The sequence below is a fragment of the Brackiella oedipodis DSM 13743 genome (assembly GCF_000621025.1).
Lineage (GTDB): Bacteria > Pseudomonadota > Gammaproteobacteria > Burkholderiales > Burkholderiaceae_B > Oligella > Oligella oedipodis.
On sequence record NZ_KK211205.1, the window covers coordinates 105,874 to 121,767 of the forward strand.

Consider the following 15,894-nt stretch of genomic DNA (forward strand, 5'->3'; position numbering starts at 1 on the left):
ATGACACAAATTAGCACCGAAGCGATTTGGCTCAACCAAGATCAAGTGTGTAGCCTACAACATATTGTAGAAGTTTCTGGTTTGACCGAGCCCGAGGTCATTAGCTTAGCCGACGCGGGCGTTTTACCCATGGTGGACACTAAACAAAGCGAAAGTCCTTATGTGTTTTATAGCGAATGCATGGTGACCGCCACCAAGGCGCGACGTTTGCGCGATGACTTTGAGCTCCAGGGTGATGGCTTGTCACTGGTGTTGCAATTGCTCGATCGAATCGAAGAGCTGCAGCGTCAAATTCGCTTAGGTTAGATGTTAAGCCGTAGACGGAGTCTCACAGTAGGGCGCAGTTTTCCAGAGGTGACTGGGGCATGCGCCCTTTTTCTTGGCTGTATGCATGCGGCTCAAGCGTGCTAGAAGGCTTAGTGAATTTGCCAATTAATGGGCGTCTTACCTTGCTGTATTAAGTATTGATTAGCTTTTGAAAAATGGCGACAACCCAAAAAGCCTCGGTGCGCTGATAACGGCGAAGGATGCGTGCTGGTAAGCACTAAGTGGCGTTGGCGATCAATAAAGGCGCCTTTTTTTTGAGCATGTGCGCCCCACAGCATGAAGACTAAATGCTCTCGGTGTTCGTTAAGCTGCCGAATTACCACATCGGTGAAGTGCTCCCAGCCCCAATCGGCATGTGAATGCGCCTTGCCTTGTTGTACCGTCAGCACGGTATTCAGTAAAAACACCCCTTGCTGCGCCCATTCTTGCAAATCGCCATGTGAGGGGGGCACAAAACCTTGAATATCGGTTTGCAATTCTTTATAAATATTGCGTAAAGACGGTGGAATGGGCGTTGGCTTTTGAACTGAAAAGGCCAAACCATGGGCTTGATTAGGGCCATGATAGGGATCTTGGCCTAGGATGACTACTTTGACATCGGCAAAAGCCGTGCTTTTGAAGGCATTAAATATCTCGGCATTAGCAGGAAAGATGATGTGGCCTTGCGCCCGTGCTTGCTGCACTCTGTGCAAAATTTCTTTGAAATACGGTTGCTGTTTTTGTGCACCGAGTACATCACTCCACGTTGCCATCATTTTTTGATCCTGACGTTATACCTAAAAGGACACATAGATACTAAGTTGTGCTGGCCCTACCACTTAGGTAGGGCGGCAAGCCTGCCTGATATCCGCTAGCCTAGCAAAAGCCCATTATACCGTGTGCGTACGCAAGCGCTGCTGCCGTTCATAGCGAGTGACGACGGCCACCGCGCAACCCATACTCAGCAGGATATGCACAATAGCTAAGGCGATGACCGCGATGATACTGCCGCTTTTGTTTAACAAAAATTGCGCCAATAAAGGCGTGGAACCACCAAATATCATGCCACAGAGTTGATAGCACAAAGAGATCCCGGTGTAGCGCACTTGCGGTGGGAAAGCGCGCACCAAAATACCGCCTAAAAAAGAGTAATACATACTATGCGGTAATGTCGCCAAGCAAATGCAAGCAATAATGAGTCCCGATTGTTTGCTGGCGATCGCTAAAAACATGAGGGGTAAGAGCACAATCTCGGGGGTAAGAATCCAAATAATGGCCTTTTTTAGGTCGATGCGACTGGCAATCAGCGCGCCCAAAGGTTGAAAGAATAACTGCACCACAATACCGATGGTTAAAAAGCCCAGAAATTGTGAGCGCGAAATATGCATTTCATTGACGGCCCAGGAGAGTGCAAAAGTGCTCTTAAAATACATGGCGGAAACACCGATAACGCAAGCCCCTACGCCGAGCATGAGCATTTTGCGGTGGTGTCGTAAAAGTTGTGTGATAGGCACTTCGAGCACGGTGTTTTGTGCTTGCATTTGCTTGATCGTGGGCGATTCTTCGACTCCCATTCGAACCCATAGGCCGACAATAATTAAGAGTGCAGAAAGCAAAAACGGCACGCGCCAACCCCAATCTAAAAAGGCCTCGGGAGCCAAATAAGAAAACACAAAAAACACAGCTGTTGAGAGTAAATTACCGGCTGGAGAACCCTGTTGCGCAAACGCGGAATAGATTAAGTCCTTACCTTTGGGGGCATGTTCGGCCGCTAAGGCCACGGCGCCACCCCATTCGCCACCCACAGCAAACCCTTGAATAATACGTAAGGTGACTAACAAAATGGGTGCGGCAATACCAATCTGTTGGTAGGTGGGTAACAAGCCAATCGCCGTCGTGCAGATGCCCATGATCATTAGCGTGATGATCAGAGTTTTTTTGCGGCCAATCTTGTCACCTAAATGACCGAAAACCACGCCCCCTAAAGGGCGTGCCAAAAAGCCGACCCAAAACGCGGCAAACGACGCCAGCGTGCCCGTCGTGGGGTCTTCAGAGGGAAAAAATAACTGCCCAAATACCAAGGCCGCGGCCGTGCTATAGGCATAAAAGTCATACCATTCAATCGCGGTACCAATAAATGAAGCGAAGCCCGCTTTGCGTGCCATCTTAACTTGGCTAGCGTTGCTTGTTGCGACTGGGCTCATAGACTCACCTTTAGATCAAGTTTGCGCATTTCTAAACGCAATTAGCGTCGCTAGAATGCTCGATATCATGCTTGAATACGCAGTGGTGATTGCGCAGAGGGATCCATCCATTCTATGGGGCATCGCAAATTCTGACAATTCGGGTTAAGACTGAATCGTGGCGCTGCTTTGCGAGAGCCTCAGCAAGCAAAATTAAACCGTCGTCAGCGATTGACTTAAATCAATCCAAATGCGGTAAATCCGGTCAGGAGCGCGGACAGCGCTAGTGGTTTTGCTAAGCATGGTGTTTATATGTTTATAATGAATGCATCCCCTCGCTTACAGGTTCAAATTTATGAACATCAAAACAATCATGATGATTGGCAGTGCAACCGTGGCTTTGGTCGCTTGCTCAGGTAGCAGTGAAGAGCATCAGCGATTGCAGGCTAAATTTGTCACTGGTTGTACGGCCAAAGGTGTCAATCAAGAGATGTGCGAATGTGCGTTTGAACGCATTTCCAAACGTTTTAGTGATGATGATCTTAGCCTGATGGATCAACAAGGACCGAGTAAGGCGCTGATTGATGTGGGCATGCAAAGTATCAAGCAATGTTATTTCAAGACCCTCAAGCGCAGCAACTAAGATCGTCTATACTGGCGTCACTTATCACTTCAATCGCTCCATAGGAGTCCCCTCAAGATGCAGCCCCAAGACCTCAAGGATTTAGAACTGGCCGTCCGCTTACTAGAGACGCCATCCATCACTACGCAAATTAGCCATGTAGTGGGAAAACCGGTTGATTACTTTATGAAGTATGTGCCCAAGAGTGCCCAAGGCACGGTCAACAAGGCGATCAGTAAGGTCTTATACAAAACCGTTGAGGCTGCCAGTGGCACCCTCAAAGAGGGCAACACTAAAAGCGCCAATAAAAGTCATCTAGTCGCTGCAGGCTTATCGGGGGCTGTCGGTGGTTTTTTTGGTTTTTCAGGCTTGACGGTCGAGTTGCCTCTGACCACAACCATTATCATGCGCTCGATTATGGATATTGCACGCAGTGAGGGGTTTTCTGTCAAGGACCCTGAGACCCGACTCAGTTGCATAGAGGTGTTTAGCTTCAAAGGCAATTATAGCGAACATGACGATAATGCTGAGTCAGGCTACTACCTCACACGCACGGGATTGGCACAAATCACGAATATGACGACGAAGGAACTCTCTAAACTTGTCACGCAAGGCGCGGGCGGTTTAAATATACCGAGCAGTGCGAGCAAATTATTAGCGCGGTTTATAGATACCATTGCGCAACGCTTTGGCATCGTCATCTCCGAGAAAATGGCGGCTCAGCTCGTGCCCGTGCTCGGTGCGGCGGCGGGCGCTTCCCTGAACGCTTTATTCTTGCGCTTTTACCAGAACATGGCCAAGGGGCACTTTATTGTGAAGCGACTCGAACTAAAATACGGCACAGAAGAAGTCCGCCACGTGTACGAAGACATTTTGCGACGGGGAGGGTCTCTGGCCTCTGCGGAGCCTAGCGCGGCCCTACCCAATACGCAGCCAAAAGTCTAGTTAAAATTGTTAAGCACTCTCAGCAAGTAGGTCAGGCTTGCTAGAACAGACTATACTGACGTCTATTAAATTAATTCTCAGGGGGGAAGTATGACCATAGCAGGGCGATTGAGTCGAGCCAGCCTACTAGGACTGACAGTTTTATTGGGGGCTTGTCAACATAGTTCATTCAATAGCACAGAATCGGACCAAGAAAAACAGATTCATGTCTATCGTCAGGCCGAACAAAAAGGCACGGTGGTGTTTGCGGTTGCACAAGCGTGTGAGCATGTGGGATCACACCCAACCATGGATGAGGCGCGCCAAAAAATCGAGCAAACCCTGGTCTTGACCAATAAAGTCAATGCCGAAGAGGCCAGTTATATTGTTGATCGCTTACAGACCAACTTTAAGATCCTCAACCAACTGCCGGATCTCAAAAAAGCCCATGGCGAAATTGAAAACAATTTGCGCCAAGCTTCGAGTGCCGAAAAACACGAAATTTGTCGTCGTGCCGCCGCACATAATCTGCAAGAATTTATCGATAGCCTCAAACAAATTAAGAGACAAACCCAACACTAGTCATTTCAAACCCAAGTGTCACTTGGGTTTTTTTTGTGCTATATGCACCGGGCCATTAAGGTCATGCTGGTAATACCGTGTTTTCCCTAGAAATCAAGGTCTTGTAAGCGGGTGTATAATAGTTCCCAATTGCGGTTTACTTTGTAAGCCCTTTCATCTACTGTATCAGGAAGTAACATGCTCAACAAAATTACCTCCCTCATCATGCTCGTGATAGGCGTGGTGCTAGCCTATATGGGTTGGCAAGTTCTCAACGCCGGCGCGGGTCCCTTCTACTTGGTGACCTCTATCGGTTTGATATTTGCCGCCATTCTACTTTTTACCAACAGCCGATTTGTACTGACCTTTTATGCCTTATTAATGTGGGTCACCCTCGGCTGGATTATTTACCAAGTCGGTTTTGACAAATGGCAATGGATCCCGCGCGGTGATGTGATTGCTGTGATTGGTTTATGGTTAGCATTGCCATGGACGGTCAGACGCGTCAACAAACCGCATGATCCTAAAAATGCCTCTGGATTCCATCCATTTCTTGGCTCTACCGTCATCATCATGTTGATCATGACCGTGGTGATTGCTTTTTATGATGCTTATCCCACTAAAGGGGAACTCGCCAACGAAAGAGTGGATTTAGACAATGTGCCTAGCAAGGACTGGTCGTCTTATGGGGGTGACCTCAATGGCCGTCGTTTCTCTGCGCTTAAGCAAATCAACAATAGCAATGCGAAGGACTTGGTGAAAGCTTGGGAATATCATACCGGCGATATCCGTGATCCTAAGGTTGATGCCTCTGAATATACCTTTGAGGTCAACCCGCTCAAGGTTAATGGCTTGTTGTATATATGTACGCCACATGCCGAGGTGCATGCGCTCAATCCACAAACGGGTGAGTTGGCCTGGAAATTTGTTCCACCTACCGATCCAAGCAATCAACGTCAACACCAAACTTGCCGTGGCGTGAGCTATTACGACTTGGCTGATATGGGCGCTAGCGATAGCCGCTTTAGCGATGCCAAAAGCACCGAGACGCCAGCGGCACAAACTTGCCAAAAACGCATCTATAACAGCACGCCAGAGGGCGAGCTCTTTGCTCTAGATGCCAATACTGGTGAAGTATGTACAGATTTTGCGGACAACGGCAAAATCGATCTCAAAAAGAATCTCGGTGAGGTTCGTCCTCATACCTATATGGTGACTTCACCTCCTGTAGTTGCCGATGGTCTAGTGATTATTAATGCTTCAGTGACCGACAATGCCTATAACAAAGGCAATCCGGGCGGTGTTTTACGTGCCTTTGATGCGCGCACCGGTAAACTTGTTTGGAACTTTAATCCAGCGCATCCCGATGACACAACACCAATTGCTGAAGACGGTGTCTACGATCATGACACGCCGATCTCATGGCCAGATATGTCGGCTGACATCCAAAACGGCCTCATCTATGTGCCGTATGGTAACTATTCACCTGACCAAATTGGTGTTAACCGTGATATGGATTCTGCCAAAGAGCAATTCCGTGATGCCTTAGTAGCCTTAGACATCAAAACGGGTCATCTCAAATGGAAATTCCAAACGACCTATCATGATTTGTGGGATCGCGATAATCCCTCACAACCACCTTTAGCGGATATCGACTACAAAGGTCAAAAACGTCAGGTAGTTTTTGTACCCACTAAAGTAGGCAATATCTTCGTCTTGGATCGCCTCACGGGTGAGCCTGTCTATCCAGTGACCCAAAAAGAAGTCTCCACCGATGGTGTCATCCCTGGTGAGCGTCCATCACCAACGCAGCCTGTCTCTGCGCTTAACTTCACCCCTAAACCGCTCTCTATTCAAGATATGTGGGGGACTTCACCTTTTGATCATATGCAGTGTCAGCTCATGTATCACCGCTTACGCTATGATCACAATGCGTGGACACCACCTTCAACCAAAGAGATCTTGCTTTACCCAGGTAATATCGGGGTCTTTAACTGGGGCTCCGTGGCCATTGACCCAGAGCGTCAATTGCTCGTTGCCGCACCGATACGCTTACCTTATCAAGTTATGCTTGAAAAACGTAAAGGCGACGATTTAACCAAACGTATTTTCACTAAAGAAGGGGATCCTGTTTGGAACGAGAACATGGAGGGTCAATACTCCATCAAAATCCAAAATATGGTCTCTGCGACAGGGGCGCCTTGCTCTGCACCACCTTGGGGAACCTTGGTGGGTGTCGACCTCAAAACGGGTAAGACAGCATGGCAACGTCGTATTGGTAACACCAAAAACCTCAAAACCAATTTCTTACCGTTTGGTTTCCCTATTCCGTTCACCATGGGCATGGTAGCACACGGTGGTGCCGTGATTACCGCTGGGGATATTGTGATCCAAGGTGCCACTGCCGATGATTACTTCCACGTATACGATCTCAACACCGGTAAAACCTTATGGCAAACCGAGTTGAGTGCGGGTGCACAATCTACGCCAACCACCTATGAAGGCGATGACGGTGTGCAATATATTGTAATTGCCGCGGGAGGTCACGGGTCTTTAGGTACCACTCCTGGCGATAGTGTGGTCGCTTTTAAACTCAAAAAATAGTATGGAATGATGCGTAGTTTTCGGCTTAAACCTAGCGCAGTGCTATTGTTAAGCGCCTTTGTTGGACCCGTCGTACAGGCACAGTCAAATACGGCAGCCAAAGCTTCTGCTACCAGTGTCGCGGCCACCCAACCTAAGGTCGCGCAACTGGCGCCAATAGAAGTCAATGCGGCCCATATCCAGCGTACGATTATGCAGAGTCCGACCTCGATATATGAGGTCGTCAAAAACCCTGATGCGATGAGTACCAATATCAATCTTGATGAGGTGCTACGAGGCGTGCCAGGATTACAGGTCAATAATCGAGAAAACTACGCACAAGATGCCCAATTATCTATCCATGGTTTTGGTGCGCGCTCGACGTTTGGGGTACGCGGCATCCGTCTTTATGTTGATGGTATCCCGGCGACCATGCCTGACGGGCAGGGGCAAACCTCGAACATCGATTTAAGCAGTCTCGAAAGTATGCAAGTCATTACGGGACCGTTTTCTTCGCTGTATGGTAATTCCTCTGGTGGTACGATTCTTGCCAATACACGTACGGGCGAGGGTCGTCCGAGTATCTCTTTACAAGGTACGACGGGTAGCAAGAAGCGGCAACAAGGCAATGTCTTGCTGCAAGGTGGTGGCCAAGTAGGCACTTGGATGCCAGACTATACCTTGAGCTCGAATTATTTTCATACCAATGGTTATCGTGATCGCACCCGGACCGACAAAAATCTAAACAATGCGAAGCTGCATTGGCAATTACATGATGGTAGCGACATTAATTGGATTTTTAATGATGTGCACATCAATGCCCAGGATCCAGGCGGCATCACGCGTGAGGATTGGGAGGATGATCCTCGCAAACAACATGAGGGTTTGCAACAATACAAGGGTCGTAAGGTCCTTAAACAAACGCAAACGGGTCTGACTTGGAATAAACCGCTAAATGAGCATAATGACTTATATGCCATGGCTTATTTTGGACGACGTCACGTCTTACAATTCCTTACTATCCCGCAAGCTCCCCAAAAGAAACCTGCGCATGCCGGGGGTGTGGTGGACTTTACCCGTCATTACTATGGCGCCGATCTACGTTGGTTCAATCATGATAGTTTGCCTGGTGTTAGCTCCACGGTGGGGCTAGCCTTTGATCGCATGACAGAGAACCGCCACGGTTATGAGAACTTTGTGATGCAAGGCAAACAACCGAAGTATGGCACCAAAGGCAATATGCGTCGTGACGAGACCAATACCTTATGGAATTTGGATCCGTATGTGCAGGCCTCTTGGGAGTTCTTACCAGGTGTTTTTGCCGATACAGGCTTGCGCTATAGCAATATTCACTTCAAAACCGATGACCATTACGTGCATCCAGGCAATGGTGATGATAGCGGTAAAAGCAGTTATGATCGCTGGTTACCTTCCGTTGCCTTGGGATGGCAGGCCTTAGATCAATTGTATGTGTATGGGAGCTATAGCAAAGGCTTTGAGACCCCGACCTTTACCGAGAGTGCGTATCGCGCCGACGATAAATCTGGATTTAATACTGATTTACAACCTTCTCGCAGCGATAACTACGAAATCGGCCTCAAATCAGACAATCAGCTAGGGCGCTTTACCGCGGCATTTTTCTACATCACTACCAAGGATGATATCGTGGCGGGTGTCAATGCGGGCGGACGCAGTACCTTCCGTAATGCCGACAAAACTCGCCGCAAAGGCGTCGATCTGGCTTGGGAGAAATACCTCTGGCAAGACCTGCGCTTAGGTGCCAGTTATAGCTTTGTGAGTGCGAGTTTTGCCTCAGACATTCCTGCCTTAGAGAAGCGCCCTATGGTCAACGCTGGCAATCGTATTCCAGGTGTAGCCAAACATCAAGCCTATGCCAGTATCGATTGGGCACCAGAGCAGGGATTACAGGCCACTTTGGATGCGACCTATAAGGATAAGATCCAAGTCGATGATATCAATTCCGACCATGCACCAAGTTACCTAGTGGCTGGTGCGGGTCTGGGTTATATCTGGAAGCATGAGGATTGGCAGTTCAATGCATTTGCTCGGGTCGATAATCTCTTTAACCGTAAATACATTGGCTCGGTGATTGTGAATGATGGTAATGGCCGCTTTTTTGAGCCTGCCAATAAACGCACAGCCAATGTTGGTCTCAAAATCACCAAGACCTTTTAACATAACGTAGTGTTATTTTTTCTAAAAGCGCCAGTCTCTGAGACTTGGCGCTTTTGTTTTTTGTTGATAAAAAACAGGAAGTTAGCGCACAGCTTTGACTATAATGAAAGTTGCTCTGCAGTCGGCTGAGCAAATCATACGCTGGCTCTTTTTGAGCGGCTCGCCATATTGTTATATGAATGCTGTATGATTGCCCCCTTAACGTTAACTTATAGGTGACACCATGCAAACGTATCAAGTACGCACGTATCCTGCGCTAACCCGTTATCTACATTGGACCATAGCCATTTTAATGATATATATGGCGGGCTCGGCCGTGATTCATTTCTTTGGCATCAAACTAGAAGGCATGATGCCCATCCACTTTGAAATCGGCAAAATTATCTTTGTACTCAATATTCTGAGCATGATTGTGGCGGCCTGTACGGTCAGTCAGCGACCACCACGCTACAACACCGTCTCTTCCTTAGGCCATCTCGCGATCAAGATCTTGCTCTTTGTTGTGCCACTCATCATGATTATTCGCTTTTATGGCAACGGCGGTCCTGTGGATTTATTAGGTATTACTTTCATCGAGGGCACTGGCCAAAAAAATCCAGCGATTGTTAGTGCCACCGATGGCTGGCATGTTTACCTCGGCTGGCTATTAATGGCCTGTGTGGTCGGTCATATCTTTATGGCCATCAAACACCGCGTTTCGGGTAGTGACCAAGATGTCCTACCGCGTATGGCCACTTGGGTCAAACCTAAATAAGTACAAAAAACGTTGCGAGTAGATTGAAGTCGCAACGTTTTTTTTATCAGTCTAAATTATGTCATCTCAACGGGCTTGTCCCGCACGCCCCTCATAATAACTAATCGCTAATAACGACAACACCATCATCACAGCGCCGAGCCAAAATTGCCATGACACCCCCCAGCCAAAAAATAAATAGCCAAGTAGCACATTGAGCGGTAGTTTGAGATAGTCAAAAGGTTGAGTAAATAGCGCGTCGGCGAGGGCGTAGGCCTTGGCAATTGCATATTGACCGATGCAGGTCAGCAAAGCAAGGAGTATCAGGCTGAGTAAGAGTTGGCTTTGGCCCTGTCTAAAGGGTTGCGCGATCGCACCGAAATCCGTAAAACTTGCAATGGCAAAATTAATCGGAATCATGAGCAAATACATATAAGCCACCATAGTGGTGGCGTTGTCTTTGTTAGACAAAAACTTCAGAAGAACGGAATGCATGGCCCAACAAAAGGCGGCTAATAACGGGAACACCGCAATCACACTAAAGTTTTGCAGTTTTGGCTCCAAAATAATCAACGCGCCCAAAAAGCCCGTAAACGTCGCAATGACACGCAGTTTACTGGCTTTTTCTTTGAGTAATAAAATCGCCCCCAAACTCGCAAATAGGGGGGAGGTCATAAGGAGAGCCACACCCTCGCCAATCGGAAAATTAAGCGTCAGTGCCTTAACCCAAAATTGAATGCCGATGACGGCAATTACGATACGCCAAAAATGTGTCATAAAATGCTCAGTTGCAAACACTTGAGTAAAGCCATGCTTGAGCAGAGAAGGCAGTAACAATAAAAAAGCAAAGAAATATTGGTAAAAGGCAATCCAACTGGAATCAAAGGTGGGAGCAAACTCACTAATGCTTGGGGTAATGACATTAATAGCTGCAAAGGCCATGCCAGAAAGCACCATCCAGAGGGCAGCAGCGCTTGCATGAGAAGAATTAAAACGACTTAAAGACATGGTTATCCATCAAATATAGGGCGCGTTGAGCAGATCAGACATCATTCAGCTTGGGCCTAAGCCAACACCCGAAAGTACGGCCAAAATTCTGCTACTTATTGAATTTTGTCGTCTATATGCAACAACTTGTAAATACACAGCAATGTGCCATTTTAATCATAAAAAGGCAGAATTCTACAGTGAAAACCAGCAATAAATCTGAGAGGCTCGACTATTTGCAACGGAAAGTAACAATGAAAATATTTATCATTACCAGTCTAATTCACTTATAATGTGTCTAATCGTTAAAGGTAGATGATAGAAGCTTAATTTAAGCTTCTTTTTGTTTATACCGCTGTAAGTAATTACCCTTTAAATGCTAAAAATATGACCATCGTGGCATTTTTTATGGTCGTCATAGGCTCAGTGCTTTTTGTACTTAGCCACGCCAATCAGAATTTATTACAAGAATCACTTAGCAGACCTTGGCGCTGGGTGGCTTACGCCTTGTTGCTGATTAGTTTGCTTATTCTACTCGCAAAATCCTCATTATTGGTCGCTATTTTCAGTTGGTTGATCATAATGATCACGGTGGGCTCTGCTTTACCCTTTATTTCTGTGCTTAAAGATGAACCAAGTCATGGCAAGTAAAAAACAATTACAACCCGACTGGTGGCTCAAAAGCCTGACGGGTGTGATATTGGGCTTCATATTAGCGATTATGTGCGCTACCCTCATCGCGATGTGGGCGGGAGTCGTTGGCGTGCATTCTGGACTCGCAGAGCAACTGGCCATGTGGTCTATCCCTTGGTTCTGGTTGCCCCTCATGTTTTTGGTTTATTTTGTGCCCAAAGGCTGGCAAGCCTTAGTGATTTATGCGGTGGTGGCGATGTGCTTCTACGGCTTGATTGTCCTCTTGAGGGGGGCGCTGTGAAGGTTCGCAACGATATCCTAAAAATGAGCAAAAACCTGCACACGTGGGTGGGGATTTGCTCAGGTATCTTATTGTTTATTTGCTTTTTTTCAGCGGCACTCTCTATGTTCCAACACGATTTAAGCCGTTGGGCTGCACCGCCTCAGCAAAAACTTCCGAGTATCACTTACGAGCAGTATCCAGAATTGATCGCGAAAGTGCATGCGCAATACCCAGAGTCCCGAAATGACTTTTTACTAAGCGTTGCCTCACCTGAGGAGTTCTATGCCCCGATGTCCTGGAGGCCACAGGGTGATTCGGTATTTAGGGGCGCCTTCTCGTTTGACAATGTCAGCATGTTAGCCTCTTTGGATCAGCACGGTGATCTCATTGTCCAAAAAGAAAACCTCAGTCGGGCGGGCTTCTTGCTCGAGCAGCTTCACGAGACGGCAGGATTACCGAACATCATCGAAGACCACCACAATAATGGTGTGACCGTAATGGGCGTGGTGGCAGCGTTATATTTCTTAGCGATTATGTCTGGCCTCATTGTGTTGCTGCCAACGCTGGTGAAGGACTATTTCGCGATTCGTAATGGCAAAAACCAAAAACGCTTTTGGTTAGATATGCACAATGTGGCAGGGATTACGAGTTTGCCATTTCATATCATTATCTGTGTCACGGTCGTGTCGTTTGCCTTTCACGATGAGTTTTTTGAAGGGCTAGAGATGCTGGCCAAACACGATAAAACCATTGAGCAAAAGATGATGGCGGGCGGTAATACGATGATTCCAAACCCGCAATTTGACGCTAAGACGCTGCTTAATCGCGTCAGTGATGCCGTCGGTCAAGATCATATACGCACAGTACGTTTCACCAGCTTAGATAAGCCCCAAAAATCACGAATTTTTATTGGCTTCCAACAAGACGATGGGCTCAAGCGCGGCGACCATACCGATTTTATTTTTGCGCAAACTTATCAACAGCGTCCGTATGACAGTCTGTATAAAGCCAACGAGTCCAGCAAAGCCAGTGCCTTTATCAAGTCGATGTTTAGCTTGCACTTCGGTAATTATGGCGGCGACTTTGTCCGCTGGGTGTATTTCGTGCTTGGTTTGGTAGGGGCGTTTTTGTTCTATAGCGGCAATATGTTGTGGATTAACAGTCGACTCAAAAAAGTCAAAAAAGTCCTGCTGCCTTACAAAGAGCAAAAACTCAGTGTGCGTATTCTAGAGAATCTGACAGTAGGCACCTGTTTTGGCTGTATGTTGGGTATTTTCTGTGGCTTTTTTATGGTGCGTTGGCTCTATGTGGTGCTGCCAGAAGTCCATAGTGTCAATAAGATTCTTGGCTATGGCTATTACGTGATCTTTTTAGGCTCTGTGGCTTATTGTTTTGCCTTGCGCGCAGAAAAAGCCAGAAGGCACTTAATGATTGCCTGTGCCTTGGTATTGCTCGGTATTCCATTGACGAGTTTGTTATCCATGCTTATGCCCGATCTAGCGCTTTGGCATAACAGTGGTCGCTTGCTTTGGGTCGACGTGATGGCGCTGGTAAGTGCTGGCGTGTTTTATTTGTTCTATCGTACCAATCAACGGCGCATGGCTTTACAGCCGTCCTAGCGTTGTTTTTTTGCAGTGTGGTAGTTGTTGTGGCTGCCTATCGGTGTGGCTTTAATTTTGACGAGGGTTCGGAGATGAATCGTAAACTTAAGTATACCTGCGCGGCCTTGGCTGCCGCGTTTCCTGGGGCTGCGGCTTACGCGCAGCAAACCGAGTTGCTACAGCCTATTGTGGTAACGTCAGAAATCGCTGATTTTGACCCTACGGGTCGTATCAATACCTTATCAAGCCTAAATATCTTAGGCGATAAACATATTGTTGATACGCCGTTTTCAATCAGAAACTATAGTGCTAAACAATTTAAAGAAACCATGTCCACGACGGTGGGTGAGGTACTTAAGGTCGATCCAGGTATTCGTAGCAATACCAATGAAGGCCACATCAATGAGAATTTCTCAATTCGTGGTTTTGATTCCAAATGGGAAGATACTAACTTAAACGGTTCTTATGGTATGGCGCCGACAGGTCGTGTGCCTACCAGTATTCTTGACTCTGTCACGGTCTTGAAGGGACCAAACGCGCTCGTGGCAGGGATGCCGCCGAATGGTGGCATCGGTGGTACGGTGATGATTCACACCAAGCGTGCCAACACTGACTTGAATGAAATTTCTGCTGAATATGATTTAAATGGGTACTGGAGCCCGACCATTGATGTGGCGCGTCGTTTTGGTGATGAAAAACAATTTGGTGCCCGTGCCAGTGTCAATTATGGTGAGGGTCAACATGTAGTGCGTGGCCTCCACGATAAAGACGTCAATGCCGTTGTGGCCTTGGACTACACCACTGACAGAACCAAGATCAACTTGGATGCCTACTATGTGCGTACCCATCGTAAGGATGGTTCACCAGCGATGATTGGTTTTCCAAAATTAGGCGAAGTGCTCGATAGTCCAGATCCAAAGAACAATTACTTCAAGCATCTTTGGGCCAAACAAAACGGTAAATATATCGGTCTTAGCCTCGAACAAAAATTACTCGATAAATTAACCTTCGAGGGTGGTTTTGGTTTTAATGAGCAAGAGTACAGGGGGCATGTCTTTGGTACGCGTATGATTGTGCAGGACAAAGCTGGTAATGCGACCTCACAATACTATGGTATCGGTTCTCGCACCCTAAACCAAACGGCTTATTTATCCTTGAATGGGATTTTCCATACGGGTGCACTTGAGCATAACGTGACTGCGCGTGGCGACTTCTTAAATATTCGTGAGAAAAAACACGAAGGCCGCGGTGCCAAACCCGTCGATTTTAAAACCAATTTATACCATCCAAGTCATGGCGGTCATATGCCATTTGATGATCCGCATATGATTAACCAAAACGATAGTGATTACTACAGTGCTTCTTTAGTGGATCAAATCTCGGTTTATGACGATGCCTTGCAGTTCATTATTGGTGCCCGTTACCAAGACATGGATATTCGCGATCACAGTAACGATACTAAATATGATGATCACAAAATATCACCGACCTTTGCTGTGGTACTTAAGCCATTTGAGCAAAACTGGTCATTCTATGGTAGCTATGTTGAAGCCTTGATCAGGGGCGCGACAGTCAATGCCTTGCAAGATGCCAATTATGGTCAAACCTTTGCACCGTACAAAGCTAAGCAATATGAAATTGGTACTAAATACCAGTCTGACAGTTGGTTGCATACCTTGGCGTTCTACCAAATCGAAAGACCGACTACGGTCACCGATATGACTTATCGTGACAAAGCCAACAAAAAAATCACGCAACGCACCACGGATGACGGTAAGAGTAAATCCAAAGGTGTGGAATACAGCTTCTCTGGCATTATGTTTGATGACACCTTAACCGTGTTAGGTAATGTGGCTTATCTAGAAGCAGAGTATAAGCGCGGTCAAGCCGGTAAGATGTCTCTTGAGGGTAAAACCATTGAGGGTCAACCAGAGTGGACGGCAGGTTTAAGCCTAGACTACAAAATCCCATACGTACCGGGTTTAAGTATTAATGGTCGCGCCACGTTTGTGAACCATCAATATATTGATAATGCCAATGAGATGCGTATTCCTTCTTATGCGATTTTTGATGTGGGGGCTAGTTACACCACTAAAGTGTCAGGGGTTGAAACTACATTCCGCGCCGGCGTTGAAAACGTCGGTAACCGACGCTATTGGGAAGGTGTGTTCAATAGTGGCTATGCCCTTATCGGCGAAGGCCGCACGGCTAAGTTAGGTGTGACATTTAACTTCTAAACCGAGTACTTAAGCAAAAGCCCAGTGTCTGCGCGCAGAGACTGG

The 15,894-nt window shown here is 47.0% G+C and carries 14 protein-coding genes; 11 read left to right on the top strand and 3 right to left on the bottom strand.

Annotated elements, in window-relative coordinates:
* Positions 1 to 306 (top strand): chaperone modulator CbpM, encoded by a 306-nt coding sequence (locus Q335_RS0103820; protein WP_028357503.1) that lies wholly within the window; start codon positions 1 to 3, stop codon positions 304 to 306.
* A gap of 110 nt (positions 307 to 416) precedes the next feature.
* Here Q335_RS0103820 and ung read toward each other — a convergent pair whose 3' ends face one another.
* Positions 417 to 1,082 carry a uracil-DNA glycosylase gene (gene ung, locus Q335_RS0103825; protein WP_425393508.1) on the bottom strand — a complete coding sequence of 222 codons (666 nt, stop codon included), beginning with the start codon at positions 1,080 to 1,082 and terminating at the stop codon, positions 417 to 419.
* 114 nt (positions 1,083 to 1,196) lie between these two features.
* Positions 1,197 to 2,510, bottom strand: a complete 1,314-nt coding sequence (locus tag Q335_RS0103830) for an MFS transporter (RefSeq protein WP_028357505.1) — start codon at positions 2,508 to 2,510, stop codon at positions 1,197 to 1,199.
* Positions 2,511 to 2,844: 334 nt separating this feature from the next.
* Between Q335_RS0103830 and Q335_RS0103835 the strand changes: the two genes are divergently transcribed.
* The 6 genes from Q335_RS0103835 to Q335_RS0103860 all read left to right on the top strand — a co-directional run bounded on the left by Q335_RS0103835 (position 2,845) and on the right by Q335_RS0103860 (position 10,129).
* Positions 2,845 to 3,132 carry a hypothetical protein gene (locus Q335_RS0103835; RefSeq protein ID WP_028357506.1) on the top strand — a complete coding sequence of 96 codons (288 nt, stop codon included), beginning with the start codon at positions 2,845 to 2,847 and terminating at the stop codon, positions 3,130 to 3,132.
* Between the two features lie 57 nt (positions 3,133 to 3,189).
* Positions 3,190 to 4,056: an EcsC family protein gene (locus Q335_RS09145; protein WP_051532281.1), complete on the top strand. Its 867-nt coding sequence runs from the start codon at positions 3,190 to 3,192 to the stop codon at positions 4,054 to 4,056.
* A 90-nt stretch (positions 4,057 to 4,146) separates the two neighbouring features.
* On the top strand, positions 4,147 to 4,617 hold the full coding sequence (locus Q335_RS0103845; RefSeq protein ID WP_028357507.1) for a hypothetical protein: 471 nt from the start codon (positions 4,147 to 4,149) through the stop codon (positions 4,615 to 4,617).
* 177 nt (positions 4,618 to 4,794) lie between these two features.
* On the top strand, positions 4,795 to 7,200 hold the full coding sequence (locus tag Q335_RS0103850) for a membrane-bound PQQ-dependent dehydrogenase, glucose/quinate/shikimate family (RefSeq protein WP_028357508.1): 2,406 nt from the start codon (positions 4,795 to 4,797) through the stop codon (positions 7,198 to 7,200).
* Between the two features lie 6 nt (positions 7,201 to 7,206).
* Positions 7,207 to 9,375, top strand: coding sequence for a TonB-dependent receptor (locus Q335_RS0103855; RefSeq protein WP_156929883.1), 2,169 nt, complete (start codon positions 7,207 to 7,209; stop codon positions 9,373 to 9,375).
* Positions 9,376 to 9,598: 223 nt separating this feature from the next.
* Complete coding sequence (locus tag Q335_RS0103860; protein WP_028357510.1) at positions 9,599 to 10,129, top strand: cytochrome b; 531 nt, start codon at positions 9,599 to 9,601, stop codon at positions 10,127 to 10,129.
* A gap of 66 nt (positions 10,130 to 10,195) precedes the next feature.
* Here the strand turns inward: Q335_RS0103860 and Q335_RS0103865 are convergent, their stop codons facing one another.
* A complete protein-coding gene (locus tag Q335_RS0103865; RefSeq protein WP_028357511.1) occupies positions 10,196 to 11,116 on the bottom strand; it encodes a DMT family transporter in 921 nt (306 codons plus the stop codon).
* Between the two features lie 366 nt (positions 11,117 to 11,482).
* Between Q335_RS0103865 and Q335_RS0103870 the strand changes: the two genes are divergently transcribed.
* The 4 genes from Q335_RS0103870 to Q335_RS0103885 all read left to right on the top strand — a co-directional run bounded on the left by Q335_RS0103870 (position 11,483) and on the right by Q335_RS0103885 (position 15,849).
* Positions 11,483 to 11,746, top strand: coding sequence for a hypothetical protein (locus Q335_RS0103870; RefSeq protein ID WP_038369359.1), 264 nt, complete (start codon positions 11,483 to 11,485; stop codon positions 11,744 to 11,746).
* Entirely contained in the window at positions 11,736 to 12,029 is a 294-nt protein-coding gene (locus Q335_RS0103875) for a hypothetical protein (protein WP_051532282.1), read from the top strand. Before Q335_RS0103870 ends, Q335_RS0103875 begins: the two co-directional genes overlap by 11 nt.
* On the top strand, positions 12,026 to 13,630 hold the full coding sequence (locus Q335_RS0103880) for a PepSY-associated TM helix domain-containing protein (RefSeq protein WP_028357514.1): 1,605 nt from the start codon (positions 12,026 to 12,028) through the stop codon (positions 13,628 to 13,630). The genes Q335_RS0103875 and Q335_RS0103880 overlap by 4 nt, the downstream gene beginning before the upstream one ends.
* 74 nt (positions 13,631 to 13,704) lie before the next feature.
* Positions 13,705 to 15,849, top strand: a complete 2,145-nt coding sequence (locus Q335_RS0103885) for a TonB-dependent receptor (RefSeq protein ID WP_051532283.1) — start codon at positions 13,705 to 13,707, stop codon at positions 15,847 to 15,849.
* Positions 15,850 to 15,894: the final 45 nt, after the last annotated feature.

Coding starts and splice junctions, on each gene's coding strand:
- Q335_RS0103820 (WP_028357503.1), top strand. CDS start 1: ATGACACAAATTAGCACCGAAGCGATTTGGCTCAACCAAGATCAAGTG.
- ung (WP_425393508.1), bottom strand. CDS start 1,082: ATGATGGCAACGTGGAGTGATGTACTCGGTGCACAAAAACAGCAACCG.
- Q335_RS0103830 (WP_028357505.1), bottom strand. CDS start 2,510: ATGAGCCCAGTCGCAACAAGCAACGCTAGCCAAGTTAAGATGGCACGC.
- Q335_RS0103835 (WP_028357506.1), top strand. CDS start 2,845: ATGAACATCAAAACAATCATGATGATTGGCAGTGCAACCGTGGCTTTG.
- Q335_RS09145 (WP_051532281.1), top strand. CDS start 3,190: ATGCAGCCCCAAGACCTCAAGGATTTAGAACTGGCCGTCCGCTTACTA.
- Q335_RS0103845 (WP_028357507.1), top strand. CDS start 4,147: ATGACCATAGCAGGGCGATTGAGTCGAGCCAGCCTACTAGGACTGACA.
- Q335_RS0103850 (WP_028357508.1), top strand. CDS start 4,795: ATGCTCAACAAAATTACCTCCCTCATCATGCTCGTGATAGGCGTGGTG.
- Q335_RS0103855 (WP_156929883.1), top strand. CDS start 7,207: ATGATGCGTAGTTTTCGGCTTAAACCTAGCGCAGTGCTATTGTTAAGC.
- Q335_RS0103860 (WP_028357510.1), top strand. CDS start 9,599: ATGCAAACGTATCAAGTACGCACGTATCCTGCGCTAACCCGTTATCTA.
- Q335_RS0103865 (WP_028357511.1), bottom strand. CDS start 11,116: ATGTCTTTAAGTCGTTTTAATTCTTCTCATGCAAGCGCTGCTGCCCTC.
- Q335_RS0103870 (WP_038369359.1), top strand. CDS start 11,483: ATGACCATCGTGGCATTTTTTATGGTCGTCATAGGCTCAGTGCTTTTT.
- Q335_RS0103875 (WP_051532282.1), top strand. CDS start 11,736: ATGGCAAGTAAAAAACAATTACAACCCGACTGGTGGCTCAAAAGCCTG.
- Q335_RS0103885 (WP_051532283.1), top strand. CDS start 13,705: ATGAATCGTAAACTTAAGTATACCTGCGCGGCCTTGGCTGCCGCGTTT.